The following is a 24965-nucleotide window of genomic DNA, read 5'->3' as shown; positions in this document are numbered from 1 at the left end:
TGCATGATGACAGCGCAAGCGTTTCAGAGGGCAGCATGCGCATCGCCTTCATGGGAACCCCCGATTTCGCCGTGCCAAGCCTCGAGGCGCTGGTGGCGGCCGGCCATCGGGTCGTCGCCGTCTATTGCCAGCCGCCCCGCCCCGCCGGACGCGGCAAGGCGCTGCGCGCCTCCCCGGTGCAGGCGCGGGCCGAGGCGCTGGGGATCGAGGTGCGCTTTCCGGTCAGCCTGCGAACGCCGGAGGCCCAGGCCGATTTCGCCGCGCTCGACCTCGATGTCGCGGTGGTCGCGGCTTATGGCCTGATCCTGCCCCAGCCGATCCTCGACGCGCCGCGCCTGGGCTGCCTGAACGTCCATGGCTCGCTGCTGCCGCGCTGGCGCGGGGCGGCGCCGGTGCAGCGCGCGATACTGGCGGGCGATCCGACGACCGGCGTCACCATCATGCAGATGGAGCGCGGACTGGATACCGGCCCGATGCTGGCGACCATCGAGACCCCGGTCGACGGCAAGACGGCGGGCGAACTGACCGACGAACTCGCCCGCAAGGGCGCCGCGCTGATGGTGGAGGTGGTGGCCGACATCGCGGCTCACCCGGCGGTGGCCCAGCCCGAGGAGGGCGTGACCTATGCCAGCAAGATCGACAAGGCCGAGGCGCGGATCAGCTTCCGCGAGGCGGCGGGGCAGATCGAACGACACGTCCGCGCCTTCAACCCCGCCCCCGGCGCATGGTTCGAGCATGAAGGCGAACGCATCCGCATCCATGCCTGCGAGCTGATCGACAGCCATGGCCTGGCGGCGCCGGGCGAGGTGATCGACGATGCGCTGACGATCGAGTGCATCAACGGCGCGATCCGGCCCACCATCGTCCAGCGCGCCGGCAAGGGTGCGATGACGACGGCCGAACTGCTGCGCGGCTTCGCCATTCCGCGCGGCACGGTCCTCGCCAGCCCCGATCCGGCATGACCCGCTTCCGCTTCACGGTCGAGTTCGATGGCCGCCCCTTCATGGGATGGCAGCGCCAGGCGCACGGGCCGAGCGTCCAGCAGGCAATCGAGGAGGCCATCACCGCCGTCACCGGCGAGACCGCCGTGCTGCATGCCGCCGGGCGAACCGATGCAGGGGTCCACGGCCGCGCGATGGCGGCACACGCCGATGTCGCGAAGGACATCACGCCCTTCCGGCTGGGCGAGGCGCTCAACGCCCGGCTGCGTCCGGCCCCGGTCGCGATCCTCGCCTGCGAAGCCGTGGCCGACGACTGGCATGCGCGCTTCTCCTGCATCGGCCGGCGCTACATCTACCGCATCGTCAACCGCCGCGCCCCGCTGACGATGGACGCCGGGCTCGCCTGGCAGGTCGCGGCCGAACTGGACGCGGACGTGATGCACGCTGCTGCCCAGCGGCTCGTCGGCCGGCACGACTTCACCACCTTCCGCTCGGCGCATTGCCAGTCCGAGAGCCCGGTCAAGACGCTCGACCGGCTCGACGTGCGCCGCACGGGCGATGTGATCGAGATCGAGGCGGCGGCGCGCTCCTTCCTCCACCACCAAGTCCGCTCGATGGTCGGCTGCCTGATGATGGTCGGGCGCGGCAGCTGGAGCGCCGACGACCTCGGCGATGCGCTGGCCGCCGCCGACCGCAGCCGATTGGGCCTCAATGCGCCGCCCGATGGGCTCTATTTCATGGAAGCCGTCTACCCGGAAAGTGCCGCCCGATGACCTTCCGCTCCCTCCTCCTCGTCCCCGTCGCCGCGCTGATGCTGGCAGGCACCGCGCTCGCCAGCGACCCGGTCGTCCTGCCCGACGGCACCCAGATCGAGGATATCGAGACCGGCAGCGGCGCGGTGGCGCAAGCGGGGCAGACCGTCACCGTCCACTATACCGGCTGGCTCTATGTGAATGACGAGCGCGGCCCGAAATTCGACAGTTCGCACGACGGGGACCCCTTCACCTTCCATCTCGGCGCGGGCGAGGTGATCAAGGGCTGGGACGTAGGGCTGGTGGGGATGAAGGTGGGCAGTGTCCGCACCCTGATCATCCCGCCAGAATCGGGCTATGGCGCCGAAGCCAGCGGCCCGATCCCGCCCAACAGCACGCTGCTGTTCGAGGTGGAACTGGTGGGAGTGCGGTAGGGAACGCCTATCGCCCCGCCCCGAACAACCGCCCCAGCGACCTGTCCAGCATCAGCAGCTGCCACAGCAGCCGCCCATGGTCGAAGCGGCCGCTCTGATGCTCGGTGACGATCATGTCGAGCGCCTTGGGATCGAACCAGCCGGTTTCGCCCAGCGCCGAGGCGCGGGCGATGCGCTGGGCTTCGGCGGCCAGCGGCCCGCGGAACCAGGCGCTGATCGGGGTGGAGAAGCCCATCTTCTTCCGGAACAGGATATCGTCGGGCAGATAGCGGCGCATCGCCCGCTTCATCAGCCATTTGCCGGTGGCGCCGCGCATCCGCATCGATACGGGCAGCCGCGCGCCGAACTCGATCAGGCGATAGTCGAGCAGCGGCTCGCGCGCTTCCAGGCTCACCGCCATGCTGGCGCGGTCGACCTTGGTGAGGATGTCGCCGGGCAGCCATATCTTCATATCGGCATATTGGGCGCGGTCGAGCGCACAGCGCGCGGGCGCTGCGCGCATCGCGGCGATATAGCGGTCCTCGGCGCGATGGCCCTGCAGGGCGCGCGCCGCACCGTCGCTGTAGAGCCGAGCGCGCAGCGCCGGCGGGGTGACGCCGACCGCAAGCGCATAGGCCTCCTCGCTCGACCGGCCGAGCCCCTGCAGGGTGGTCTTGGCGCGCAGATACTGCGGCGCCCAGTCGAGCTTGGGATAGAGCTTGCCGAGCGTGCCGAACAGCGGCCGGCGAAGGCCGAGCGGCATCAGCCCGCGCACCCGCTCCTCGGCGTTGAAGAAGGTCAGTCGGCGATAGCCGGCGAAGGCCTCGTCGGCGCCGTCGCCCGACAGCGCCACCGTAACCGTCTCGCGCGCCAGTTCGGCAACGCGATAGGTCGGCAGGGCGGAGGCATCGGCGAAAGGCTCGTCGAAGGCGTGGACCAGCGTGTCGATCAGGCCATAATCGTCGGCCGAGACGATGCGGGTGCGATGATCGGTGGCGAAGCGCGCCGCCACCTGGGCGGCGTAGCGGGTCTCGTCATAATCGGGATGGTCGAAGCCGATCGAGCAGGTCTTGACCGCCTGGCCGCTCGCCTCGGCCATCAGCGCGACCACCGCCGAGCTGTCGACCCCGCCCGACAGGAAGGCGCCGAGCGGCACGTCCGCAATCATCCGATCGGTGACCGCCGACCGCATCAGGCCGACCAGCTGCTCCTCCAGCTTCGCCGCCGATCCCCTGGCGCGGTCGGCGAAGCTGACGTCCCACCACTGCACCGGCCGGGGCAGCGGCTGGCCGCGCCGGAGCAGCAGATAATGGCCGGCGGGCAGCTTCTTCACGCCGGCGACAATGCTGGTGTCGTCGGGCACATAGCCAAGCCCGAGATAATCGTCGACCGCGCTGAAATCTGGCACGCGGCGGAGCAGCGGGTGCGCGAGCAGCGCCTTCAGCTCCGAGCCGAAGATGACGCTGCCATCGGACAGCTCGGCATAGAAGAGTGGCTTCACGCCGAGCCGGTCGCGCGCCAGGAACAGGCAGCCGCGGTCCTGATCGTGGATCGCGAAGGCGAACATGCCGTTTAGCCGGGAGACGCAGTCCGGCCCCCATTGGCGCCAGGCCTCGACGATCACCTCGGTATCGCTGTGGGTCCTGAAGCTGCGGCCCTTCGTCTCCAGCTCGGCGCGAACCTCCGCGAAATTATAGACCTCGCCATTATAGCTGAGCATCGCCTGACCGTCGCCGCTAGCCATCGGCTGGACGCCGCCGACAAGGTCGATGATGGCGAGGCGGAGATGGCCGAGCCCCACCCCAGGCGCAAGCCAGCAGCCCGATCCGTCAGGCCCGCGATGCGCGATCGCGTCGGTCATCGCCCGGACGCGCGCCTCGTCCACCGGCTTGGCGGTCTGGAGATGATAGATGCCGGCAATTCCACACATGATGGTCAGCCGTTGCCGATCAGCGCGTCGAGGGCAAGCAGCTGCGTCTCCCAATTGTAACGCCTGATCACATGCGCCCGAGCGCGCTGCCCCATCGCGTCGCCCTCGTGCGGGTTGCCGAGCAGATGGCCCACCGCATTGGCCATGTCGTTGCCCTGGGCGACAAGCAGATGCTCACCGGGTACCGCGTCGATCCCTTCGAAGGCGGCGGGCGAGGCGACGACAGGGCGGGCCATCGCCATCGCCTCCAGCACCTTGTTCTGCACCCCGCGCGCGATATCGAGCGGCGCGACCACGACCGCCGCCGCCGCGATCCAGGGCCGCACATCGGGCACGCCGCCGGTGACGATGACGTTCTTCAGCTTGGCGAGCGCGCGCACCTCCGGGGTCGGATCGCGCCCCACGATCGCGAACAGCACATTGGGGTGCTTGGCCCTGATCGCGCGAAAGGTCCGCTGCGCGAACCACAGGACCGCCTCGACATTGGGGCGATAATCCATCTGCCCGGTGAAGACGAGCATCGGCTCGGCACCCTCCACCCGGGGGAAGCCGGCGGGATCGAAGCGGACCGCGTCGATGCCGTTGTCCAGCGCGCGCACATGCGCCGCCGCCAAGCCCGCGCGCTGACGGAACAGCGCCGCCTCCGCCTCGCTGACGAACAGGTTGACGTCGGCCCAGCGACCGATGCCATTCTCATAATCGGCCAGCAAACGCGCCTCGCGGCGGTGGACCCAGCCCATCAGGCCCCCGGTCGATGCGCCATAGGCGGCGAACTTCTCCGAATCGACGTCGACGAAGTCCATGATGAAGCGCCGGCCGCCGCGATCGTCGGGCACGAACTGCGCCATCTGCCCCGAATAGGCGAAGATGGTGTCGATCGGCCGCTCATCGAGCAACTGGTCGACCATCCGCGTGATCCGGCGCGATCCGAAGGCGGCGACCGACACCGGCTCGCCCAGCGCCAGCGCCTCGATCCCGGCGCGCAGGCGCGACTTGGAACGGATTTCGATATGGAGCGAGGCCAGCATCGGCATCAGCTCCTTGGCCGCCTTGCGGTCCTCCTCATTGTCGACGAAGCCCAGCAGGTGGACCGGCCGCCGCTGGGCGATGTGGCGCAATATGTGGAAGCTGCGGATCCGGTCCCCGCGATCGGGCGGGAAAGGGATACGGTGGGCGAGGAACATCAGCTCCCCCATCAGCCCAGCCCCTTCGCGATCCAGGGTCCGATCCGGTTGGCGACCGCCAGCGGCAGTTTCTGCCACAGCGCCACCTGCAGCCGGTATTTCGGGCTGAGCGGGTTGATCTGGCGCGGCTCCTGCCCGTCAGCGGTGCGCGCGGCATAGGCGAGCGGGCGCGGCTCGAAGCCCCAGTTCTTCTTGAAGGCGAAGGCGCCGGTCGAATATTTCGAGCGTCCGAAATCGAAGCCTGTGCAGCCGCGCTTTCGCGCATGGAGCATCAGCGCATAATACATCATGTCGTTGGCGCGCCAGGCGCGTGCCGCCTGCCTGCCGCCGCCCCAATAGGGCATCACCACCCCCTTGTGGTACAGGCTGAGCACGCTGGCGAGCGGCACGCCGTCGCGGCTGACGGTCAGGATGTCTGCGTCCTTCCCGAACGCATCGAGCACGGCGTCGAACAGCGATCGGGGGAAGACCGGCGTGCCGAGGTTGCGGACGCTCTCGGCATAGATGGCATAATGATCAGCGCGGTCGCGCGCGTCGCGGCCGGTGCGTACCGCCAGATCGAAGCCCAGTGCCTTGCGCAGTTCGGCGCGCTGCTTGCGCGGGATGGCGAGCAGTTCCGCCTCGTCATCGGCCGCCAGCGGCCGTTCGAAGCCGGCATAGACGCCTTCTTCGACATGCCAGCCCGCGCCCGAGGGCATCGCCCCGCCGCGCAGCTCGAGCGAGGGACAGCTCAGCCGCCCGGCCAGCGCCCAGCCGGCCTCGGCCAGCGCGTCGACCGTCGCCTGATCGTCGCCGATCGGCCCGCCGCCGACCGCGAAGCCGGCCGAGGCCAGCGCGCGGCCGAACAGCGGCGAATGCATCTCGGTCAGCGGCAACACGCCACGCAGGCTGCCTTCGGCGCCCGCCACCAGATAGTGGGCGGTCTGCCCGCAGCCGCGCTCGACGCCCAGGCTCCAGCCGGGCCGGTGAAAAGCGCTGCCATCCGGATGGGCGGCGACATAGGCCTCGATCGCGCGGACATGCGCTCCGTCCGACAGATCGGCGCGGCGGACCCCCGGCATCGATCAGGCGGTCTCGGCGGCTTCGGCCGCCACGATGCGATCGACCCGGTCCCAGCGGAACTCGCCGATCACCCGCTCGAGCTTGGCCTCCATCGCGGCGAGCCGGCTGTAATGGCGCAGCTTCGATTTCAGCGGTGCGTCGGCGACGCGGGGCTGGCCCGGATCGATCTCCCAAGGGTGGAAATAGAAGATGGCGGGATGCCCTTCCCGGTTCACCTGCCGGATCGCCCAGCGCGAGAAGGCATAGGGGAACAGGCGGAAAAAGCCCCCGCCCCCCGCCGCGACGATGCGGCTGCCGAGCCGTGCTGTCGTCACCGGCAGCTCGACCAGCGGGCTCCCCGCGACCGGACGGAAGGCGAAGCGCGGCGCTTCGGGCCAGCCATAATGATCATGGACCACCGGCGCGACGCTCGAGGAATAGGCATAGCCTTCCTCGGCCAGTATCTCGTGCGCCCACGGAGTGCGTGCGTCGATCGAGAAGCTCGGCGCGCGATAGCCGGTCACCTTTTGCCCGCCCAGATCCTCCAGCGTCGCGCGGGTCCGGCGCAGGTCCGCGCGGAACTGATCCGGAGTCATGGTGAAGACGCGGACATGATCCCAGCCGTGGCTGGCCAGCTCGTGTCCCGCATCGGCGATACGCCGGATCAGGGCGGGATAGCGTTCGGCCACCCAGCCGAGCGTGAAGAAGGTGCCCTTCGCCCCCATCCGGTCGAACAGGGCGATCACCGCGTCGCTGTTGCGCTCGACCCGGTGCGTCAGGCCGTCCCAGTCCTCGCGCCTGATGGTGCGCTCGAACGCCCCGACCTGGAACCAGTCCTCTATGTCGACCGACAGACCATTGATGACCATGGGCCGATCAGGCCGCATCCTGGTTGCCGCCATTGCCGCCCTGGGGACTTTGCGGCGGCGGATCATTCTCGACCAGTTCGGCGAGCAGCGACAGGGTCCTGCGCAGCATCTCCTCCTGCTCGGCGAGCCGCGCCTCCAGCTCGGCATTGCGCGCCACAAGGTCGGCCTCCACCGCGCTGATCGCCGGTTGCGGCGCGGGGGGAGCCGGCTGGGGCGCGTACTGGGGCGGCTCGGGCGGCGGGGGGGCAGCCATCGGAGGCATGGCCGCAGGCTGGACCGCAGCCGGCTGATAGGGCGGAGGCACGGGCGGCTGCCAGGCCTGCTCGGCCGGCGCGGGCTGCGGCGGCTGATGGAAAGCCGGCGGCGGAGCGCGCTCCGGCTCCGGATCGGCCAGGCTGATCAGCGGCGAATCCGGGGCGAAGGGCGGCGGCGGCGCAGCCTCGGGCGGGACATAGCCGTCGTAGCGCGGTGGCTGCGGCATCGACGGCGGCGGAATGTCCGATGGGAGATGCGCGAAAGGATCCTGCTGCTCGACCGACCAGGACGTCACTGGAGCCGACTGCGCGGGCGAGGCGGGCTCCTCCTCGGGCGGCGCATAGCTGTCATAGGACGGCAGGCCCGGCGGCCGGGTCGGCGCGGCGGGGGGTGGTGCAGCTGGGGGCTGTGAGGCGGGGGGCTGGAAGGCGGAGGGCTGTGCGTCCTGCGGCGGCACCGGATCGACGGGCAGCGGCGGAACGGAGGGCGTGTCGGCCCAGGCGGGCGGCATCGCCTGCGCGCGCGGCTGCGGCCCCTCGGCGGGCATGATGCTCTCGCTGGCCAGGTCGGCGGCGACATCCTCGACCACCTCGCCGTCGATGTCGATCAGCCGCTCGATCGCGCCCTGGAGCATGACCCGGCCGGCCAGCATGTTCAGCCGGCGAGGAATGCCGCCCGACAGGCGATGGAAGGCGGCATAGGCATCCTGGGTGAAGCGCGGCGTACCCTTCCAGCCCGCGCAGGCGAGCCGGTGCATGATATAGGGCGCGACCTCGTCGGGGCCCATCGCGGTCAGGTGATGGGTCGCGATCACCCGCTGGCGAAGCTGCTCGAAGCGCGGCTGGGCGAGCGCGTCGCGGAACTCCGGCTGGCCGAGCAGGAATATCTGCAGCAGCGCCTGCCCGCCATATTGGAAGTTGGAGAGCATACGCAGCTCTTCCAGCGCCGAGATGGGCAGGTTCTGCGCCTCGTCGACGATCAACAGGGTACGCTTGCCGCCGCGCGCCTGTTCATGAAGGAAGCGCTCGATCCGCGCGAGCAGCTGGCCCTTGGCGGCGACGTCCGTCGCGACGCCGAGCGCGAGCGCGACGATGCGGAGGATATCCTCCCCCTCCAGCTGGGTGGAAACGAGATTGATCGCGGTCAGCCGCGAGCGATCGATCGTCGCCATCAGCCGGCCGACCAGCATGGTCTTGCCGGTGCCGACCTCGCCGGTGACGACGATGAAGCCCTCTCCCTGCGCCAGGCCATAGCCCAGATAGGTCATCGCCTTGCGATGGGTCGCGCTCTCGAAATAGAAGCGCGGATCGGGCGTAAGCTGGAACGGCCGATCGCTCAGGCCATAGGGATCATGGTCCAATGCGGCCCTCCCGCCCGGATGCGATGCCCCGTCCCATCTCAGAACTTGTATTGCAGGCCAAGCTGGGCGCGTCCCGACACATCAGCGGTTGCATTCTCCTGCTTGGTGCCATCGACCGCGACGGTCGCCTGCATCTGAATCCCACGGCCAAAGGAGCGAATATAATTGGTGCTGAACGAACCAGACATCACATCAGACGCTCCGACCTGTCCGTTCATAAAGTAGTTGCCCGAGAAAGAAAAGGAAGCGGACGAGGTGCGGGTGAGTCGTTGGCCAATCGAAAGATTGCCGAAAAAGCTCTGGTCGACCACCCCGGCCAGCGAAACCGGCGAGGTAGGATCGTCGAAATAGGTGCGACGCGAATAGCCCAGCGATCCGCCGAACGTCCAGGTCCGCATCCGCCGCGTGAAGATGAGATTGGCCGCGCGCTCGCGATAGCTGCGCGCCGAAGCATTGCCCAGCGCCCCGCCGATGCACTTGCCGTTCCCGGCCTGCTTGCCGAACAGGCATTCCTGATAGGAGCTGGACGGATCGTTGGACTGGCCGAGGTCGAGGTCCGGCGTGCTGCCGGCGAGGCCGCCCGAGACGCCGGAGCCAAAGGTCTGCACCTGATCGGTCAGGATGAAGGTGAGGCCGCTGCGCGCGCTCGGCTGCAGCTCGATCAGGCCGGTCATCGACAGACCGCCATAGCGATATCCGGCCCGCGCCTCGACCCGGGTCCGCCGGCTGGGCCGCCAGATGATGCCCGCATCGCCGATCAGCCCGTCCATCTCATAGGTCAATACGCGCGGACTGGCGGGGTCGACGACGAACTTCCCGCCCTTGCCCAGCACGGGAAAGCCGGTGATCGGATCGACCAGCGCCTTGCGCTGCGTGGTGCGGGTCCGCTCATAGCCGCCACTCGCCACCAGCGCGACACGGCTGCTCGCGATCGGCAGCTTGATCTCCCCGGTGACGCTCGCCGCGCGCAGGTGCTGGGCGAGATTGGTGGTGTTTTCGTGCTGGTATTGCCCGCTCAGCTTCCAGTCGAACGGCAGATCGCCGCTCTGCATCGCGAGCGCGAGGCTGGCCTGCTGCGATACGGAACTGTCGAACCGGTCGGTGGGCGGGCCGAACGAGCCGGTATCTGTCTGGCCGATCTCGTTCTGCGTATAGGCGTAACGATAGGACGCCTGCACGCCAAGATCGCCGATGCGGTGGAAAAGGGAGGGCTGGAAGAAGGTCGAATAGGTCTGGGTCAGATTCTTGGGATTGCCGACGTTGGTGGCGGGTGCCGAGCCGCTCGGATCGACGCGGCTGCGGGTGATGATCGCCCCGGCATCCACCGTCAGCCATTCGTCGATCACATTGGCCTGGAGCCGCATCACCCCGTCCTGGGTCACGCTCTTGTCGGCGTCGCCTATCTCGGGAATGCGGTAGCCCAGGCGATAGGTCCCGGTCGCGACGATGCGGCGGTTGGAAATCTGGGCGAAGAGGTTGCCGGACACCTCGGTATAGGTGACGTCGTCGGCGCCCGGGCCGTGCAGCTGCGCCTCGGCGATCTGCTGGATATTGAGGAAGGCGCCGTATTGCGGGCGATCGGCATGGGCCGCGCCACAGGCGGCCCCTCCTGCGAAGAGACCCACGATGATCCGCGATCTGGCGCTGCTCATCGCGGCGCTTCATATCCGTAATAGCTGCCGAAGCGGCGGGCATTGGGCGCGAAGCGGGCGCCGTTGAGCAGCAACTGGATTTCCTCGCAGCCGCCGAGCAACAGCACCGCGTCGCGCAGTTCGGCCTCGGCGGTCTTGTCGGCGCGCACCACCAGCAGCACCTGCCCGACATGATAGGCCAACACCGACGCCGGCGAGGCAGCGAGCGCGGGGGGGCTGTCGAACAGGATGATCCGGTTCGGCTTGGCGGACAGCCGTTCGATGATCACGCGGGTGCGGTCAGCGGCGATCAGCTCGGTCGCCTCATTGGTGTATTTGCCCGACGGCAGCACCGACAGATTGCCGACATCGGTCTTGATCACCAGGGTCTCGACGTCGATGTCGGGATCGCCAAGCGCGTCCATCAGGCCCACCGGCCCCTCGATGCCGAGGGTGGAGAGCACCGTCGGCTTGGCGAAATCGCCGTCGATCAGCAGCACCTCGATGTCGCGCTCATTGGCCATCGAGAGGGCGAGGTTGACCGCGCAGAATGTCTTGCCCTCATTCGCCTGTGCCGAGCAGATCAGGATGCGCCGGCCGTTGGGCAAGGCGGTAGGGCCGATCGCGTTGAGCAGCAGGGTGCGCTTGACGATGCGGAATTCCTCGGCGAGCGCGGTGATTGCCGCATCGGGCATCACGAAGCCCTGGTCGATCAGGTCGGCGCGGTTCACCTTGGCGGTGCGATAGGCGATCTCGGGCGCGGGCAGCGCCGCGGGGTCCTTGCCGGCGGCCAGGGTAGGCAGCTCGGCCGGCGGCGACGCGCCATTGCCGCCGGCACCCGGCAGCGGCGCCGGGGCTGGGAACGCGGAATCGGCCTGGATCGTCGACACGCCCATGGCGGTGTCGATCGATTCGAAGGGCAGCGGTGGCGACAGCGTCGGCTGCGGCGTGAGGGTCGGCTGCTGGACCTGGGTCAGGGGCACGTCGACAACCTGGCCCGGCGCGCCGTTGCTTTCGGGCATGACAACGCGCGCGCGCAGCACCGCCTCGAAATCATAGACGGAACCGGCCCGCTCGATCAGCGAGCCGCGGCGCTTGCGCTTCCGTGGCGGCGGCTTGCCGCTATCGTCTGGCCCGTCCATGCGATCAGGATACCATGATCCGTTTCACGAATTCGATCAGCATCAACAACATGAACATGCCGGGCAGTCCGGCCGCCGCGGAACTGAACCACATCATCTGCTTGCGGCGGATCGCGCGGGTCTCCGCCGTGATGACCTCGGAGATCGAGCCCAGCACTGGGAGGCCGCTCGCCTTGGCGAGCTGCTGGGTGGTGGTATAGACATTGGCGAGCTGGCTCTTGGCGAAGGCGACGCCGGCACCGACCACCGCCCCGGCGATCAGGACCGCGGTCAGCAGCATCGTCCGGTTGGGCGCGGCGGGCTGGCGCGGCACCGCCGGCTGGTCGATCACGCGGAACTGGACGCCATCGGTCTTGCCGGTCGCGTCGGACCGCAGCTTCGCGCCCTCACGCTGGGCGAGCAGCTTGTTGTACTGGTCCCTCAACACATCATAGTCGCGGTCGAGCCGGGCCTGATCGATCTGCGCGGCGGGCGCGCTCAGCTGGCGCTGGGCGATCATCGTCACCGCCCGGTCAAGCTGGTCCTTGCGCGCCTGAAGCGCGGCGACATTGCCCTCGCGCTCGGCCTGCATGGACTTGAGCGAGACATAGACCGGGTTGGGTGCCATCGGCACGTCCCGCGTTCCGCCCCGCGCCTTCTCGGCGCGGAGCTGGCGCAGCTGGGCACGGATCGCGATCACGTCGGGGTGCTTTTCGGTCCAGCCCCGCGAGATCGCCTCGGACAGCTGCCCTTCGAGCTGGCTGATCCGCTGGTCAAGCGTGTCGACGCCGCCGACCGTACCGGCCGGAATCTGGGCCGGGGTCGCGGCGATCTGGCCGTTCATCGCGGCCAGCGAGCTGCGCGCCTGCATCAACCCCGATTCCAGGTTCATCATCTCGTTGCGCGCCGAATCCATGCGCTGTTCCAGGGTGCCAGATCCCGGCAGCGAACCCAGCGTGTCCTGCGCGATCTGGGCACGGCGCCGGTCGACATCGGCCAGTTCCTTGGCGCGGCGGGCCAGCTCCTGATCCAGGAATTGCAGCGCTTCGGCATTGTTGGTCCGGCTGCCGATCACATTCTCCTGGATGAAGATCTCGATCAGCTTCTGGGTGACGTTTCGGGCGATGAAGGCGGTCTGCTGCTCGGAAATGCTCTTCAGGCTGATCCGGGTCTTGATCTCCAGCAGGTCCTCGCCCTGCGCGGTGATGGAGATGCCGCCGCGCAGCGCGCCGATCAGCGACAGCGATTCATAGGAGGTCAGCGGCCGCTCACCGTTGGAGACGGTGCGCACCACCCGCTTGAGCACCTCGGTCGAGGTCAATGACTGGCGGACCCGGTCGACATTCTTCTGCATGTCGCTTTCGGCACCGTCGGCGAACAGCGACTTGACCTGGACCTGGATACGGGCGCTGCTCTCATAGGAGGCGGGCACCCGCATCACCATCACCCAGCCGACCAGACAGAAACCCCAGGCGACCGCGAGGGCAAGCCAGCGCATCCGCCAAATGGCGTAGAGCGCTATCCTGATCTCGGTGTAGATTGCTTCCATCGACCCTAGTCTGCCGCCCCCGCGATCCCGATCAGAAGATGCTTTCGGGGATGATGATCACATCGCCCGGCTGCAATTTGACATTGGCCTTGATGTCGCCACGCTTGAGCAGGCTGTCGATCCGAAGGCGGAACTCCTGCTGCTTCTTGGTGACGGGATCGTAGCGGATCAGCTTGGCGCGGTTGCCCGCGGCATATTCCGACAGGCCGCCGACGGCGATCATCGCGTCGAGCAGGGTCATGTCCGAACGGTAGGAGACCGTCGCGGGCTTCTCCGCCGCGCCGACGATGCGGATCTGCTGGGCGAAGGTTCCCGAGAAATTGTTGACGATCACCGAGACGATCGGATCGGTGATGTAGGTGGACAGCGCGTCGCGAATGTCATCGGACAGCTTGGCCGGGGTCTTGCCGACCGCGACCATGTCGCTGATCAGCGGCAGGGTGATCCGGCCATCGGGCCGAACCTGGACCTGCGCGCCCAGTTCCGGATTGCGCCAGACGAACACGGTCAGCGCGTCCAGCGGGCCGATCGTGTAGTCCTCCCCCGGCGCGCCGGTATCGGGCACGAACGGCGCAGGCGGCAGTTCCTTGTCCTTGGCATAGACCGGCTGGGCAGCGATCAGCATCGCCGCCGCCATCATCCCCACCAGCCTTGTCACGGCAGCACCAACGGTCATCCGCATAACCTCCAGGGCAGAACACCCGACGATGGGTTCCCCGAAACCCGTAAACTTCGCGACCTGCTTAATGCTCCATCGACCATGAACAGATGCTTAGAATCACAGGATGCCTGTCCCGTCCACGGTTATTTCGCGCGGGGGCGGGTGGCCCAGGAAAGCCTGCGGGCTCGCGCTCGCGCCATAGGCCCCCGCAAGGAACAGCGCGACGACATCGCCGACCTCCGCCCGGGGCAGGCCGACATGGTCGCCCAAGCGATCGATCGGGGTACAGAGACAGCCCACCACCGACACGGTTTCGACCGTAGCAGAATCCGCGATATTCGTCAAAGATATCGGATAGTTACGGCGGACCACCGTACCGAAATTGCCGCTTGCCGCCAGTTGGTGGTGCAGGCCGCCGTCGACGACCAGGAAAGTCTCGCCATGGCTGGTCTTGCGGTCGACGATCCGGCTCAGATAGACCCCCGCCTCGCCCACCAGCCAGCGGCCCAGTTCGATTGTAAATTCTGCATCGGCGAGGATCGGATCGCGTCCCGCGAGCGCCGCGGATAATGCGTCGCCCACCAGACTTTCGTCTAAGGGCGTGTCATTGGCGAAATGCGGGATGCCGAAGCCGCCGCCGAGATTGACGTGCGGCGGCGGCACGTCCGCCTCGCGGCTGATCCGCGCGGCCAGCGCCAGCGCCGAAGCCTGCGCCTCGATCAGCGCCTGCGGATCGAGCGCCTGAGAACCGGCGAAGATGTGGAGGCCGCGATAGTCGCCGCCGCCGTCGACGATGCGGCGGACGACCTGCGCCGCCTGATCGGCGTCGATGCCGAAGGGCTTGGCGCCGCCGCCCATCTTCATCCCCGAGCCCTTCAGCTCGAAATCCGGATTGACGCGGATGGCGAGGCGCGGCGTCCGGCCGATACCGCGCCCGATCGCCAGCGCGCGTTCGGCCTCCCCTTCGGATTCGAGGTTGAGCGTGATCCCCTCCTCGATCGCCAGGGCCAGTTCGCGGTCGCGCTTGCCCGGGCCGGCGAAGGAGATGCGCCGCGCGTCCATCCCGGCGTCGAGCGCTATCCGCGCCTCGCCTCCGGACGCGACGTCGATGCCGTCGACGAGGCCGGCCATGGCACGGACCAGCGGGGGATGCGGATTGGCCTTGATCGCATAATGGAGCGACACGCCGGGAAAGGCGGCACGGAAGCGCGCAATCCGATCGCGCACGATGGCCAGATCATAGACGAACAGCGGCGTGTCGCCCGCGATGCCGATCCATTCGTCGGCGCTGCGCCCACCGATCATCAGCGCGCCATCGCGCCGGATATAATCGGCCGGGATGGGTCCGCTCGGTTTCATGTCCTCTCCTCCGCGAGCGCCTCGGCCCTCAGCGCGGCGCGATCGAGCTTGCCATTGGCGTTGCGTGGCAGCTCATCCCGCCATACTACCCGCGCCGGCTGCATGAAGCCGGGAAGGTTGCGCTTGAACCAGTCGATCAGCCGCGTTTTGGCACCGTCGCCCAGGGGCCGCGCATAAAGCAGGATCGCCTGGCCCAGACGCTCGTCGGGCAGGCCCAGCGCCACCGCCTCGGCCGCCGCGCCGCTGGCCACCGCGGCTTCCTCTATCTCGGTCGGGCTGATCCGGTTGCCCGAACTCTTAATCATCTCGTCATCGCGGCCGACGAAGCGGAGCAGCCCCTCGGCGTCGCGCACCACCGTGTCGCCGGACCAGACGGCGGTGCCGCCATAGGCCGAGGCGGCAGGCGCGGGACGAAAGCGTTGCGCGGTCCTTTCGGCGTCATCCCAATAGCCCTGCGCGACCAGGGGCCCGGCATGGACCAGTTCGCCCGGTTCGCCATCGGCCGCGATGCTGCCGTCTGGTCGAACCACCAGTATCTCGGCAAAGGGGATCGCGCCGCCGATCGAATCGGGATGAGCGTCGATCAGCCCCGGATCGAGATAGGTGGAGCGGAAGGCCTCGGTCAGCCCATACATCGAGAAGAGACGCGCTTGCGGAAACAGCGCGCGCAGCCGGCGGACCAGCGGCACGCTCATCCGCCCCCCGGTGTTGGTGAGCCGCCGCAGCGGCGCGACGCTCTCCGGCGGCCAGTCGCTCTCCGCCAGCTGGATCCACAGCGGCGGCACACCGGCCAGCGTGGTGATCCCGTGCTTGCCGACCGCCCGGACCACATCGCGCGGGGTAAGATAGTCCAGCGGATGGACGCAGCCGCCCGCCGCCCAGGTCGAGAGCAGCTGGTTCTGGCCATAGTCGAAGCTGAGCGGCAGCAGCGCCAAGGTGCGGTCGTCGGGCTCCAGCCCGAGATAATCGGCGACGCTGACCGCGCCGAGCCAGAGATTGGCGTGGCTGAGCATCACCCCCTTGGGCCGCCCCGTCGAGCCCGAGGTGTAGAGGATCGCCACGAGTTCATCCGGATCGGCGACCGACGGTACCAGCACATCGTCTCCGTCGAGCAGCGCGGCGCCGGCCTCCTCGTCGATCAGCAGCGCGCAGCCCTGAGGCCGGTCGCCCGGCTCCAAAGTGTTGGCCCGGCCGCGTCCGGCGATCAGCAGCTTCGCGCCGCTGTCGGCCAGGATATGCGCAACCTGGGGATGTTTGAGCAGCGGATTGACGGGCACATGGACCAGCCCCGCCCTCGCCGCCGCCAGCGGCAGCAGGCAGGCGAGCCGCTGCTTGGACAGCCAGCTCGCCACCCGGTCGCCCGGCGCCAGCCCCTGTGCCAGCAGCGCGGCACCGAGCGCACCGACCATGCGATCGAGCGTGCCATGGTCGATCACGCCCGCCTTGTCGGCGAGCGCGGGCGCATCCCGCGCGCCAGTCAGCGCCAGATGGTCGAGCGGTCTGGGGATCGGATCGGGCGCGATGGGCATCGCCGCCACAGCTAGGCGCTGTCGCCGGGATCGGCAACGGCGTCTTGTCCGCGCCCGCCGTTCCGTTTACGGAGCCGCCGTTTGGACCATTTCGGGGATAATCAGGTGGGCACTGCCGGTTCCAGCAGCATCGAGGATATCGTCCGCGCGGTGCTCGTCGACGCCCTGGCGCTCGATCCCGCCCGCGCCGCCGGTTTCGATGCAGATACCGGCCTGTTCGGATCGCTGCCCGAACTCGATTCGATGGCGGTCGCCGGCCTGCTGACCGAACTGGAGGACCGGCTCGACATCATCATCGACGATGACGAGGTCGATGGCGAGATGCTGGAGAGCTTCGGCGCGCTGGTGCGCTTCGTCGAGACGAAGAAGGGCTAGAAAGCATCGTCGCCCCGGCGAAGGCCGGCCGCAAGCGGCTCTTGCCAAAAGCCTGTCGCCAAATCTCTTACGGCCCCGGCCTCCGCCGGGGCGACGCCGGCTTCAGGCCACCACGGTCTCGCGCGCCGCCTCGAAATCGGCCTCGGCCAGGAAGCGCTCGGCGTCGAGGGCCGCCATGCAGCCCATGCCAGCGGCGGTGACGGCCTGCCGGTAGGTCTTGTCGGAGACGTCGCCCGCGCCGAACACGCCGGGGACATTGGTGCGGGTGCCGCCCTTCTCGACGACCAGATAGCCGTCCTCGTCCAGTTCGAGATGACCGCGCAGCAATTCGGTCGCCGGGCTGTGGCCGATCGCGACGAAGCCGCCGTCGACGCCGAGCTGCGACGTCTCGCCGGTCACCGTGTCCTTGAGGTCGATCGCGACCAGCCCGGCATTGCCTTCGCCGGCCACGAAGCGCTCGACGCCCTTGTTCCAGAGAATCTTGATGTTGGGATGCGCGAACAGGCGCTCCTGGAGGATTTTCTCGGCCCGCAGCGAATCGCGGCGGTGGATCAGGGTCACGTCCTGGCTGTGGTTGGTCAGGTACAGTGCCTCCTCGACCGCGGTGTTGCCGCCGCCGATCACGGCAACCTTCTTGCCGCGATAGAAGAAGCCGTCGCAGGTCGCGCAGGCCGAGACACCCTTGCCGCCCAGCGCCGCCTCCCCCTCGACGCCGAGCCATTTGGCCTGGGCGCCGGTGGCGATCACCAGCGTATCGCAGACATAGAGCGTGCCGCCATCGCCCTTCAGGCGAAAGGGCCGCTCGGAAAGGTCGACGTCGACGATCGTGTCCCACATCATCCGCGCGCCGACATGCTCGGCCTGGGCCTGCATCTCCTGCATCAGCCAGGGGCCCTGGATCACGTCGCGGAAGCCCGGATAATTCTCGACATCGGTGGTGATGGTCAGCTGGCCGCCCGGCTGAAGACCCTGCACGACGATCGGCGCAAGGCCGGCCCGCGCGCCATAGATCGCGGCGGACAGCCCGGCGGGGCCGGAGCCCAGGATCAGCATGCGGGTCGAATGGCTAGCGGTCATGGGGCAGTGCGCTCCGGATGATGGATGATTCTCGAAGCTTCAGATAGGGACCCGGCCCCCGGCTTGGCAACCGCGCGGCCTTTACCCGACCTTAGGCTTCTTGGCCTAGGAGGACGGTGATTTCTTGGGGGCGGCAAAGCCGGGGTTGGGCATGGTGACGAGAATGGCGATCGCGACTCTGGCCTGCGACGAGAGCGGCAAGGCTGTGGTCAGGTTCGCCCTGGGCTGCTGCGTGCTCGCCATCGCCGTCGCCACCTCCTCGCCCGCGTTCGAGGCCAATCCGCTGCTGAACGGCAAGATCCACGAATTGCGCAAACACCTGCCCGAAACGCTCGAAAAGATCACCAGCGCGATGGGCGGCTGACCCGCCCCGCCAGCATCGCCGCCACCTCATCGCCAATCGCCAGCGAGGCGGTCAGCCCGGGCGATTCGATCCCGAACAGGTTGACCAGCCCCGGCATGCCGTGCTCCGCCTCGCCATCGATCCGGAAATCGGCATCCGCATCGCCGGGGCCGACCAGCTTGGGGCGGATGCCGGCATAACCGGGCTGGAGTCGATCGGGATCGAGTCCCGGCCAGAGCCGGCTGGCCGCCGCCACGAAGCGATCCTTCCGGCCCGGATCGACGGCCCAGTCGACCGCATCGATCCATTCGACATCGGGCCCGAAGCGCGCCTGCCCCGCCAGATCGAGGGTGAGATGGGTGCCGAGCCCGCCGGGCACCGGCACCGGGTAGATCAACCGATCGAACGGCACCCTGCCCGCATAGGAAAAATAATGCCCCTTCGCGAGGAAGCACGGCGGGATCGCCGCCCGGTTCAGCCCTTCGATCGTCCCGGCCACCGCCTGCGCATCGAGCCCCGCGGCGTTGACGAGCAGCGGCGCCGCGACCCGTTCGCCACCGGCATGGACCAGCCAGGCGCCCGCGGCGCGATCGACGCGATCCACAGGGGCCAGACGGGCGAGCATCGCGCCATGATCCTCCGCCTCGCCGAGCAGGGCGAGCATCAAACCGTGCGCGTCGACGATCCCGCTCGATGGCGAGAGCAAGGCCGAGGCACAGTCCAGCGCGGGCTCGATCCGCCGGGCATCGGCCCCGTCCAGCCAGAGGAGATCACCGCCGCCCGCCGCGCCCGCCCGTGCCACGATCGCCTCAAGCGCAGGCCGTTCGGCATCGTTCCGCGCGACGACGAGCTTGCCGCAGCGGCGATATGCGACCTGCCGTTCCTCGCAATAGGCGTAGAGCAGGCCGCGCCCCTCCCGGCACAGCCGCGCCTTCCACGAACCTGGTGGATAATAGAGCCCGGCGTGGATCACCCCGCTGTTGCGTGAGGAAATGCCGGTGCCGATCGCGCCTTCGCGCTCCAGGATCAGCACCGCCCGCCCCGCCCGCGCCAGCGACCGCGCGATGGCCAGGCCGATCACCCCGGCGCCGATGACGATTGCATCGAACCGGCTCATCCGGACCGATCCTCGAAAGGGCCTTTACGGGCCCGACCGAACGAACAGCCGCGTGAACCTGGCCCGCGCGGCCTTGTCGGCCTTGAGCTTGCGCTGCTCCTCCTCGGCCGCGGCCTTGACCGCCGCCGTGGTCTCGCGGAGGCGCTCGGACAGGAAGACTGCCAGCGCGCGATAGAAGCGCGCGGCGAAGACCGGCTCCTGCTCGAAGCGGTCGAGGATCAGCTTGCGCGGAATGGCGAGCATCTCGGTCGGCTCCTCGGCGATCACCGAGACGAGCGGCGAATGGCGTTCGACGAAGGACATCTCGCCGACGACGTCGCCGGTATGAAGCTGGGCGACCCTCGACCCATCCTCCAGCACCACACCCAGCTGGCCGCTGGTGACGAAGAACAGGTCGGCTACCGACTTGCCAGCCGTCACCAGCCTCTCGCCCGCCTTGAGCCGCCGGAGCTTGCCGACGGACAGCAGCCAGAGCATGTCGGAATCGCTGAGACCAGCGGCAATATAGCGGGCGTTCTGCATCAGCCTCTCATCAGCATGGTGCGAAGATAGGTGCCATAGGCACTTTTTCCGTAGCCGTCGGCAAGCTTTTCGAGCTGTGCCGCATCGATGAAGCCCTGGCCATGGGCGATCTCCTCGACGCAGGCGATCTTGAAGCCCTGCCGCTTCTCCAGCGTGCGGACGAACTCGGCCGCCTCGATCAGGCTGTCCGGCGTGCCGGTGTCGAGCCAGGCATAGCCACGGCCCATCAGCTCGACCGAGAGCTTGCCGGCGGCAAGATAGGCCTTGTTGACGTCGGTGATCTCCAGTTCGCCGCGCGGCGAGGGCTTGAGGTCGCGGGCGATGTCGACCACGTCGGCGTCGTAGAAATAGAGGCCCGTCACCGCCCAGTTGGAGCGCGGCTTTGCCGGCTTCTCCTCGATCGAGATGGCCCGCATGGCCGCGTCGAACTCGACCACGCCATAGCGTTCGGGGTCGGTGACATGATAGGCGAACACCGTCGCCCCCTCGTCGCGCCCCAGCGCCGCCCTGAACAGGTCGGTAGCGCCATGGCCGTAATAAATATTGTCGCCGAGGATCAGCGCCGACCGCTCGCCCCCGACGAAATCCGCGCCGATGATATAGGCCTGGGCCAGCCCATCCGGACTCGGCTGCACGGCGTAGCGTATCTCCATGCCCCACTGGCTCCCGTCGCCAAGCAGTGCCTGGAAGGAGGGCACGTCGCGCGGCGTGGAGATCAGCAGCACCTCGCGGATGCCGGCCAGCATCAGCGTCGACAGCGGATAATAGATCATCGGCTTGTCGTAGACCGGCAGCAGCTGCTTGGAGGTCACCATCGTCATCGGATGGAGCCGCGTCCCCGCGCCGCCCGCCAGGATGATGCCTTTCACTCGATCACGCCCCAGTCTGGGGCACCGGCCCCGCAAGCTCGTCCACTATGTCGCGCACCGCCGCCCGCCAGTCGCGCGGGTGTATCCCATAGTCCCTGACGATCTTGTCCGTCGAGAGCCTTGAATTGGCGGGGCGTTTCGCGGGGGTCGGATAATCGGCGGTGGCGATCGGCTCGACCTGTGGCGAGGGGCCGCCCGCCGCCCCGCTGAGCGCGAAGATCTCGCGCGCCAGCTCGCACCAGCTCGCCTCGCCGGCGTTGACGAAATGATAGGTGCCGAGCGGGGCCTGAGGATCCTCGATGTCAACGGCGGAGCAATTTCCGGCCACCGGGCGGAGCAAAAGTCGGCCACCCTTGCGCCCGGCTGAGACCGCCGTGAGGGCGTAGCCCGAGCGGGGTCTCAGCCGGGCGCGGCGATTTTTTTGAAAGGTTTCAGCCAGCCTTTCGGGCGCGGCTTTGGGCGAGACGATAGCTGTCGCCGTTCATTTCGAGAATGTTGACGTGGTGGGTGATGCGATCGAGCAGTGCGCCGGTCAGTCGTTCTGATCCCAAGGTTTCGGTCCATTCATCGAAAGGCAGATTGCTGGTGATCAGGGTGGCACCGCGCTCGTAACGCTGGGAGATCAGCTCGAACAGCAATTCCGCACCGGTCTTGGAGAGCGGCACGAAGCCCAGTTCGTCGATGATCAGCAGCTTGTAGGCGGCCATCTGCTTCTGGAAGCGGAGCAGACGCCGCTCGTCTCGAGCCTCCATCATCTCGCTGACCAGGGCCGCCGCCGTGGTGAAGCCGACGGATAAGCCTTTCTGGCAGGCGACCAGGCCGAGGCCGAGCGCGACATGCGTCTTGCCCGTGCCGCTGGGACCGAGAGCGATGACGTTCTCGCGGCGCTCGATCCATTCACATCTGGCCAGTTCCAGCACCTGTATCTTGTTGAGCTTGGGGATGGCGGCAAAGTCGAAGCTGTCGAGGCTTTTGACGACCGGGAATTTGGCCGCCTTGATCCGCCGTTCGACCTTGCGGCGATCGCGCTCGATCATCTCCCGCTCGGCAAGCCGGAAGAGGTAGCCGACGTGATCGACGTCCTCGGTTGCGCAGAGTCGGGCCAGCTTTTGGTGCTCGCGCTGGAAGGTCGGCAGCTTGAGGGTCTTGAGATAGTGGGCGAGCAGGATGTCAGGTGCTTCGGTGCTCATGCCGCCTCTCCCGCATCAGACGACAGGAGGCGCATATACGCCTTCGCCGAGGTCTTCTCGACCGTCGCCCTCGGAAGGTACGGATAGATCGACAGGTCCAATCGCGGCGGTCGGCGTTCTACGCGGCACAGGATCAGATGCTTGACCGCATCGAAGCCGATCGCGCCGAGCTGAAGGGCCTGCCTTACCGCCGCATGCAGGTCGGCAAGCTCGAAGCTTTCCAGCAGACGGAGAACCTGGACGTATTCCCGCCGGCCATGCTTTGCCATGCGGCCTTCCATCAAACGGCGCAGCGTGGCGAACTCGTCCGGCAGATCCCAGCCCTGCAATGGAGCTGCCTGATCCAGCGCATTGATCTTCTGCTCGATCAGCGGCAGGTAATGGACGGGGTCGAAGACGATGTCTTCCCGTTCCCAGCTCCGGGGATGGCGGGCGATGATCTCACCACGGCAACCGATCACCACCTGATCGACATAGCCCCGGACCCAGACGTCTTGATGACCGTAGGCAACCGGCACGGAATAGTCGTTCGTTTTGTAGCGCACCAGCGATTGGGCTGTCACAACAGCGCTGGTCTGGTCGCAGGCATCAAACGGCGACGCCGGCAAGGGACGCATGGCGGCAAGATCGCGCTGCAGCCGTTCGCCGATCGTCTCGTTCTCGCCGCGTAGCTTATCGCGCTGGCGCTTTCGGCACTGCTCCTCCAGAAAATCGTTGAACGCATCCCATGTCGCAAACTGCGGGATCGGCACCATAAAGTTGCGCCGGGCATATCCGACAAGACCCTCCACATTCCCCTTGTCATTACCCTTTCCCGGACGGCCATAGCGATCGCGGATCAGGTAGTGGGACAAAAAACCGCTGAACAGCGCTGCCCGCTTGCGCGTGCCGTCGGGCAGGATCTTCGCCACAAGGCAACGGTCGTTGTCGTATACGATCGACTGCGGCACGCCTCCGAAGAAGGCAAACGCATGGATGTGGCCGTCGACCCAGGCCTCGGCCACCGCCGCCGGATAGGCCCGCACGTAGCAGCCGTCGCTATGCGGAAGATCGAGCACGAAGAAGCGCGCCTTCTGCTCGACGCCGCCGATCACCACAGTCGCCTCGCCAAAGTCGGCCTGCGCATGGCCGGGAGGATGCGACAGCGGCACGAACACCTCCCGGCGGCGCTGATCCCGCTCGCGCATGTAGTCCTTGATGATCGTGTAGCCGCCGGTGAACCCGCATTCGTCGCGCAGCCGGTCGAACACCCGCTTGGCAGTATGCCGCTGCTTGCGCGGCACCTTCATATCCTCGTCGAGCCAATGCTCGATCGTCGAAACGAACGCATCCAGCTTCGGCCGCCGGATCGGTGATCGCCGCTGATAGCCGGGCGGTATCGAATACGACACCATCTTGGCGACGCTGTCGCGAGATATGTTGAAATGCTTTGCTGCCTGGCGCTGCGTCATCCCTTCGGAGACAGCCAGGCGAACCTTCAGATATAGTTCCACGGTGTAGATCCCCTGTCCCTCCTGCCGTCATTGCAGAAAGGAAATAGGTGGCCGGATTTTACTCCGCCCGCGGCTGGTTTATTCCGCCGCTACCGTGGCCGACTTTTGCACCGCCGCTCTCACAGCTGTGCAATCCAGGTCGATATCGACCTCGGAGACATCCTGAAACCGGCCCACATGCAGCGCGCCCCGCGCCGATTCGTCATATTTCCGGGAGAATTCTGCGCTCCCCAGAAACACCCTGCGCAGGTGCGCCAGATTGTCGGCGGCCATGGCCTCTTCGATGACCTGCTCATTTTCGGGCTCCCGGCCCAGGATCAAGCGATAAGCAAAGACCGCTTCCTCTCGCGTGATTGACATAATCCTCCTTATCGAACCCGGGGCTCAGCCGTTGACGTCATGTTCGCTGGCGCCATCGGCCGCGAAGGCGATCTGTGCCGCACGCGGCATTTCATCCGCGAAGCGCATGTCAAAGGCAAATTTCGTGCCCTGCGCGGCAATGGCCTCGCACTCGCCGGGATGGCTGAAGCACCATTCGGCGCGCTCCACCAGATCGGAAAGATCCGGCGCGACAGGAACATAATGCTCCCATGGGATCAGCCGATCCGAGAACCATTGCCGCCACTGGCTTTCGACCCGCAGGACGCAACAGCCGAGGCGCAATTTCTGCATGAAATTCCAGCTGTTGGAATTGCCGTCGATATCAAGGATGAAACGGTGCCGGGCCATTTCGGTCATCGGCATGAACGGCTTCATCAGGCCTTCGCGCTCCAGCCGCTGGCTGATCAGATCGGCCTCTTCGGCGCTGGCGGCCTGCGCAACCTGCGTCAGGCCGACATCGGCGCGCTCGCCGAGCTGGGCCGCGAGCCTGCTCATCCGATATCGTGGGAGATTGTCCAACGTGCTTTCGGTCTGATGGAACAGGCCGGTCGAAGCACCCCGCCAGACAACGGACGGCTTTCGTTCCTTCCAGGGGCCGACAGCGGGATCAAAACCCTCATAGCCGCTCGCCATGAAATAATAGAGGTCGGGGATCAGACGGATGCCATCCCAATCATGTCGCGATTCCCAGGAAGCGCTGGGAACATTCACGGGATTGTCCTCCAGCTGGAAAAGGATTTCCCGGCGGGTGGGACGCGCCGGATCGGACGCCTCCATAATGCCGCGCAGATGCTCGACATAGGTCAGCGAAAGGCTGACCCTGTTATCGATCTCTCCCGGCCACCCGCTGACGAAATAGCGATAGTCGGCATGGCCGGTCCCGAGGCGCGCGACGATCGCGAGGTCGGGATTCACATGTATGCCGATCATCGCGGCCAGGCCCTCCCGAGGGACCGTCGTCACGATCTCGCGCCATGCAGGACTCTGCGTCTCCGACATCGGT

General features: G+C 67.4%; 25 protein-coding genes. 5 read left to right on the top strand and 20 right to left on the bottom strand.

Annotated features, from left to right (window positions below; all coding sequences use genetic code 11):
* Positions 1-35 precede the first annotated feature (35 nt).
* From fmt to CMV14_RS06405, 3 genes are read left to right on the top strand one after another with little or no spacing between them, the layout of a single operon-like run.
* Positions 36-962: a methionyl-tRNA formyltransferase gene (gene fmt / locus CMV14_RS06415; RefSeq protein WP_066961082.1), complete on the top strand. Its 927-nt coding sequence runs from the start codon at positions 36-38 to the stop codon at positions 960-962.
* Positions 959-1714: a tRNA pseudouridine(38-40) synthase TruA gene (truA, locus tag CMV14_RS06410; protein WP_066960963.1), complete on the top strand. Its 756-nt coding sequence runs from the start codon at positions 959-961 to the stop codon at positions 1712-1714. The genes fmt and truA overlap by 4 nt, the downstream gene beginning before the upstream one ends.
* Complete coding sequence (locus CMV14_RS06405) at positions 1711-2127, top strand: FKBP-type peptidyl-prolyl cis-trans isomerase (protein WP_083215736.1); 417 nt, start codon at positions 1711-1713, stop codon at positions 2125-2127. The genes truA and CMV14_RS06405 overlap by 4 nt, the downstream gene beginning before the upstream one ends.
* A 7-nt stretch (positions 2128-2134) precedes the next feature.
* Here the strand turns inward: CMV14_RS06405 and CMV14_RS06400 are convergent, their stop codons facing one another.
* The 11 genes from CMV14_RS06400 to CMV14_RS06350 all read right to left on the bottom strand — a co-directional run bounded on the left by CMV14_RS06400 (position 2135) and on the right by CMV14_RS06350 (position 16595).
* A complete protein-coding gene (locus CMV14_RS06400) occupies positions 2135-4036 on the bottom strand; it encodes an XrtA/PEP-CTERM system amidotransferase (protein WP_066960967.1) in 1902 nt (633 codons plus the stop codon).
* Between the two features lie 5 nt (positions 4037-4041).
* Positions 4042-5232, bottom strand: a complete 1191-nt coding sequence (locus CMV14_RS06395; protein ID WP_066960970.1) for a TIGR03087 family PEP-CTERM/XrtA system glycosyltransferase — start codon at positions 5230-5232, stop codon at positions 4042-4044.
* The gene (locus CMV14_RS06390) at positions 5232-6281 is read right to left on the bottom strand and encodes a FemAB family XrtA/PEP-CTERM system-associated protein (protein ID WP_066960974.1); all 1050 of its coding nucleotides are present in this window, start codon (positions 6279-6281) and stop codon (positions 5232-5234) included. The genes CMV14_RS06395 and CMV14_RS06390 overlap by 1 nt, the downstream gene beginning before the upstream one ends.
* 3 nt (positions 6282-6284) lie before the next feature.
* Positions 6285-7130 (bottom strand): XrtA system polysaccharide deacetylase, encoded by an 846-nt coding sequence (locus CMV14_RS06385; protein WP_066960977.1) that lies wholly within the window; start codon positions 7128-7130, stop codon positions 6285-6287.
* A 7-nt stretch (positions 7131-7137) separates the two neighbouring features.
* Positions 7138-8745: an ExeA family protein gene (locus tag CMV14_RS27485; RefSeq protein ID WP_066960980.1), complete on the bottom strand. Its 1608-nt coding sequence runs from the start codon at positions 8743-8745 to the stop codon at positions 7138-7140.
* Between the two features lie 38 nt (positions 8746-8783).
* Positions 8784-10397 (bottom strand): porin family protein, encoded by a 1614-nt coding sequence (locus tag CMV14_RS06375; RefSeq protein ID WP_066960983.1) that lies wholly within the window; start codon positions 10395-10397, stop codon positions 8784-8786.
* Entirely contained in the window at positions 10394-11518 is a 1125-nt protein-coding gene (locus tag CMV14_RS06370; protein ID WP_066960985.1) for an AAA family ATPase, read from the bottom strand. Before CMV14_RS06370 ends, CMV14_RS06375 begins: the two co-directional genes overlap by 4 nt.
* Before the next feature lie 4 nt (positions 11519-11522).
* Positions 11523-13046, bottom strand: a complete 1524-nt coding sequence (locus tag CMV14_RS06365) for an XrtA system polysaccharide chain length determinant (protein WP_066960989.1) — start codon at positions 13044-13046, stop codon at positions 11523-11525.
* Positions 13047-13077: 31 nt separating this feature from the next.
* On the bottom strand, positions 13078-13686 hold the full coding sequence (locus CMV14_RS06360) for an XrtA/PEP-CTERM system exopolysaccharide export protein (protein ID WP_066961087.1): 609 nt from the start codon (positions 13684-13686) through the stop codon (positions 13078-13080).
* A 138-nt stretch (positions 13687-13824) separates the two neighbouring features.
* Complete coding sequence (locus CMV14_RS06355; protein ID WP_066960993.1) at positions 13825-15066, bottom strand: pyridoxal-dependent decarboxylase, exosortase A system-associated; 1242 nt, start codon at positions 15064-15066, stop codon at positions 13825-13827.
* Complete coding sequence (locus CMV14_RS06350; RefSeq protein WP_066961090.1) at positions 15063-16595, bottom strand: acyl-CoA ligase (AMP-forming), exosortase A system-associated; 1533 nt, start codon at positions 16593-16595, stop codon at positions 15063-15065. Before CMV14_RS06350 ends, CMV14_RS06355 begins: the two co-directional genes overlap by 4 nt.
* 105 nt (positions 16596-16700) lie before the next feature.
* Here CMV14_RS06350 and CMV14_RS06345 point away from each other — a divergent pair, with 105 nt between their 5' ends.
* Entirely contained in the window at positions 16701-16970 is a 270-nt protein-coding gene (locus CMV14_RS06345) for a phosphopantetheine-binding protein (protein WP_066961093.1), read from the top strand.
* Between the two features lie 102 nt (positions 16971-17072).
* Here the strand turns inward: CMV14_RS06345 and trxB are convergent, their stop codons facing one another.
* Complete coding sequence (gene trxB, locus CMV14_RS06340; RefSeq protein WP_066960996.1) at positions 17073-18047, bottom strand: thioredoxin-disulfide reductase; 975 nt, start codon at positions 18045-18047, stop codon at positions 17073-17075.
* Positions 18048-18210: 163 nt separating this feature from the next.
* Between trxB and CMV14_RS06335 the strand changes: the two genes are divergently transcribed.
* Positions 18211-18411, top strand: a complete 201-nt coding sequence (locus CMV14_RS06335) for a hypothetical protein (RefSeq protein WP_066960999.1) — start codon at positions 18211-18213, stop codon at positions 18409-18411.
* Here the strand turns inward: CMV14_RS06335 and CMV14_RS06330 are convergent.
* From CMV14_RS06330 to CMV14_RS06295, 8 genes are all read right to left on the bottom strand, one after another.
* A complete protein-coding gene (locus tag CMV14_RS06330; RefSeq protein ID WP_066961003.1) occupies positions 18389-19507 on the bottom strand; it encodes an NAD(P)/FAD-dependent oxidoreductase in 1119 nt (372 codons plus the stop codon). The genes CMV14_RS06335 and CMV14_RS06330 overlap by 23 nt on opposite strands.
* A gap of 24 nt (positions 19508-19531) precedes the next feature.
* A complete protein-coding gene (locus tag CMV14_RS06325) occupies positions 19532-20029 on the bottom strand; it encodes a Crp/Fnr family transcriptional regulator (protein WP_066961005.1) in 498 nt (165 codons plus the stop codon).
* Complete coding sequence (gene rfbA / locus CMV14_RS06320; protein ID WP_066961007.1) at positions 20029-20898, bottom strand: glucose-1-phosphate thymidylyltransferase RfbA; 870 nt, start codon at positions 20896-20898, stop codon at positions 20029-20031. Before rfbA ends, CMV14_RS06325 begins: the two co-directional genes overlap by 1 nt.
* A 4-nt stretch (positions 20899-20902) precedes the next feature.
* Positions 20903-21238, bottom strand: a complete 336-nt coding sequence (locus CMV14_RS06315; RefSeq protein ID WP_238147211.1) for a sugar nucleotide-binding protein — start codon at positions 21236-21238, stop codon at positions 20903-20905.
* 91 nt (positions 21239-21329) lie between these two features.
* Complete coding sequence (gene istB / locus CMV14_RS06310; protein WP_066970376.1) at positions 21330-22088, bottom strand: IS21-like element helper ATPase IstB; 759 nt, start codon at positions 22086-22088, stop codon at positions 21330-21332.
* A complete protein-coding gene (istA, locus tag CMV14_RS06305) occupies positions 22085-23581 on the bottom strand; it encodes an IS21 family transposase (protein ID WP_066970373.1) in 1497 nt (498 codons plus the stop codon). The genes istB and istA overlap by 4 nt, the downstream gene beginning before the upstream one ends.
* 78 nt (positions 23582-23659) lie before the next feature.
* Positions 23660-23941, bottom strand: coding sequence for a hypothetical protein (locus CMV14_RS06300; RefSeq protein ID WP_096367682.1), 282 nt, complete (start codon positions 23939-23941; stop codon positions 23660-23662).
* 24 nt (positions 23942-23965) lie between these two features.
* Positions 23966-24925, bottom strand: a complete 960-nt coding sequence (locus tag CMV14_RS06295) for a glycosyl transferase family 90 (protein WP_176489128.1) — start codon at positions 24923-24925, stop codon at positions 23966-23968.
* Between the last annotated feature and the right edge of the window lie 40 nt (positions 24926-24965).

The organism is Rhizorhabdus dicambivorans, assembly GCF_002355275.1.
GTDB classification, from domain to species: Bacteria; Pseudomonadota; Alphaproteobacteria; order Sphingomonadales; family Sphingomonadaceae; genus Rhizorhabdus; species Rhizorhabdus dicambivorans.
This window is presented reverse-complemented; position numbering and strand designations above follow the sequence as displayed.

Excerpts from the sequence above, each read along its gene's own strand:
- fmt (WP_066961082.1), top strand. The coding sequence starts at position 36 with ATGCGCATCGCCTTCATGGGAACCCCCGATTTCGCCGTGCCAAGCCTC.
- truA (WP_066960963.1), top strand. The coding sequence starts at position 959 with ATGACCCGCTTCCGCTTCACGGTCGAGTTCGATGGCCGCCCCTTCATG.
- CMV14_RS06405 (WP_083215736.1), top strand. The coding sequence starts at position 1,711 with ATGACCTTCCGCTCCCTCCTCCTCGTCCCCGTCGCCGCGCTGATGCTG.
- CMV14_RS06400 (WP_066960967.1), bottom strand. The coding sequence starts at position 4,036 with ATGTGTGGAATTGCCGGCATCTATCATCTCCAGACCGCCAAGCCGGTG.
- CMV14_RS06395 (WP_066960970.1), bottom strand. The coding sequence starts at position 5,232 with ATGGGGGAGCTGATGTTCCTCGCCCACCGTATCCCTTTCCCGCCCGAT.
- CMV14_RS06390 (WP_066960974.1), bottom strand. The coding sequence starts at position 6,281 with ATGCCGGGGGTCCGCCGCGCCGATCTGTCGGACGGAGCGCATGTCCGC.
- CMV14_RS06385 (WP_066960977.1), bottom strand. The coding sequence starts at position 7,130 with ATGGTCATCAATGGTCTGTCGGTCGACATAGAGGACTGGTTCCAGGTC.
- CMV14_RS06375 (WP_066960983.1), bottom strand. The coding sequence starts at position 10,397 with ATGAGCAGCGCCAGATCGCGGATCATCGTGGGTCTCTTCGCAGGAGGG.
- CMV14_RS06370 (WP_066960985.1), bottom strand. The coding sequence starts at position 11,518 with ATGGACGGGCCAGACGATAGCGGCAAGCCGCCGCCACGGAAGCGCAAG.
- CMV14_RS06365 (WP_066960989.1), bottom strand. The coding sequence starts at position 13,046 with ATGGAAGCAATCTACACCGAGATCAGGATAGCGCTCTACGCCATTTGG.
- CMV14_RS06360 (WP_066961087.1), bottom strand. The coding sequence starts at position 13,686 with ATGATGGCGGCGGCGATGCTGATCGCTGCCCAGCCGGTCTATGCCAAG.
- CMV14_RS06355 (WP_066960993.1), bottom strand. The coding sequence starts at position 15,066 with ATGAAACCGAGCGGACCCATCCCGGCCGATTATATCCGGCGCGATGGC.
- CMV14_RS06350 (WP_066961090.1), bottom strand. The coding sequence starts at position 16,595 with ATGCCCATCGCGCCCGATCCGATCCCCAGACCGCTCGACCATCTGGCG.
- trxB (WP_066960996.1), bottom strand. The coding sequence starts at position 18,047 with ATGACCGCTAGCCATTCGACCCGCATGCTGATCCTGGGCTCCGGCCCC.
- CMV14_RS06335 (WP_066960999.1), top strand. The coding sequence starts at position 18,211 with ATGGCGATCGCGACTCTGGCCTGCGACGAGAGCGGCAAGGCTGTGGTC.
- CMV14_RS06330 (WP_066961003.1), bottom strand. The coding sequence starts at position 19,507 with ATGAGCCGGTTCGATGCAATCGTCATCGGCGCCGGGGTGATCGGCCTG.
- CMV14_RS06325 (WP_066961005.1), bottom strand. The coding sequence starts at position 20,029 with ATGCAGAACGCCCGCTATATTGCCGCTGGTCTCAGCGATTCCGACATG.
- istB (WP_066970376.1), bottom strand. The coding sequence starts at position 22,088 with ATGAGCACCGAAGCACCTGACATCCTGCTCGCCCACTATCTCAAGACC.
- CMV14_RS06300 (WP_096367682.1), bottom strand. The coding sequence starts at position 23,941 with ATGTCAATCACGCGAGAGGAAGCGGTCTTTGCTTATCGCTTGATCCTG.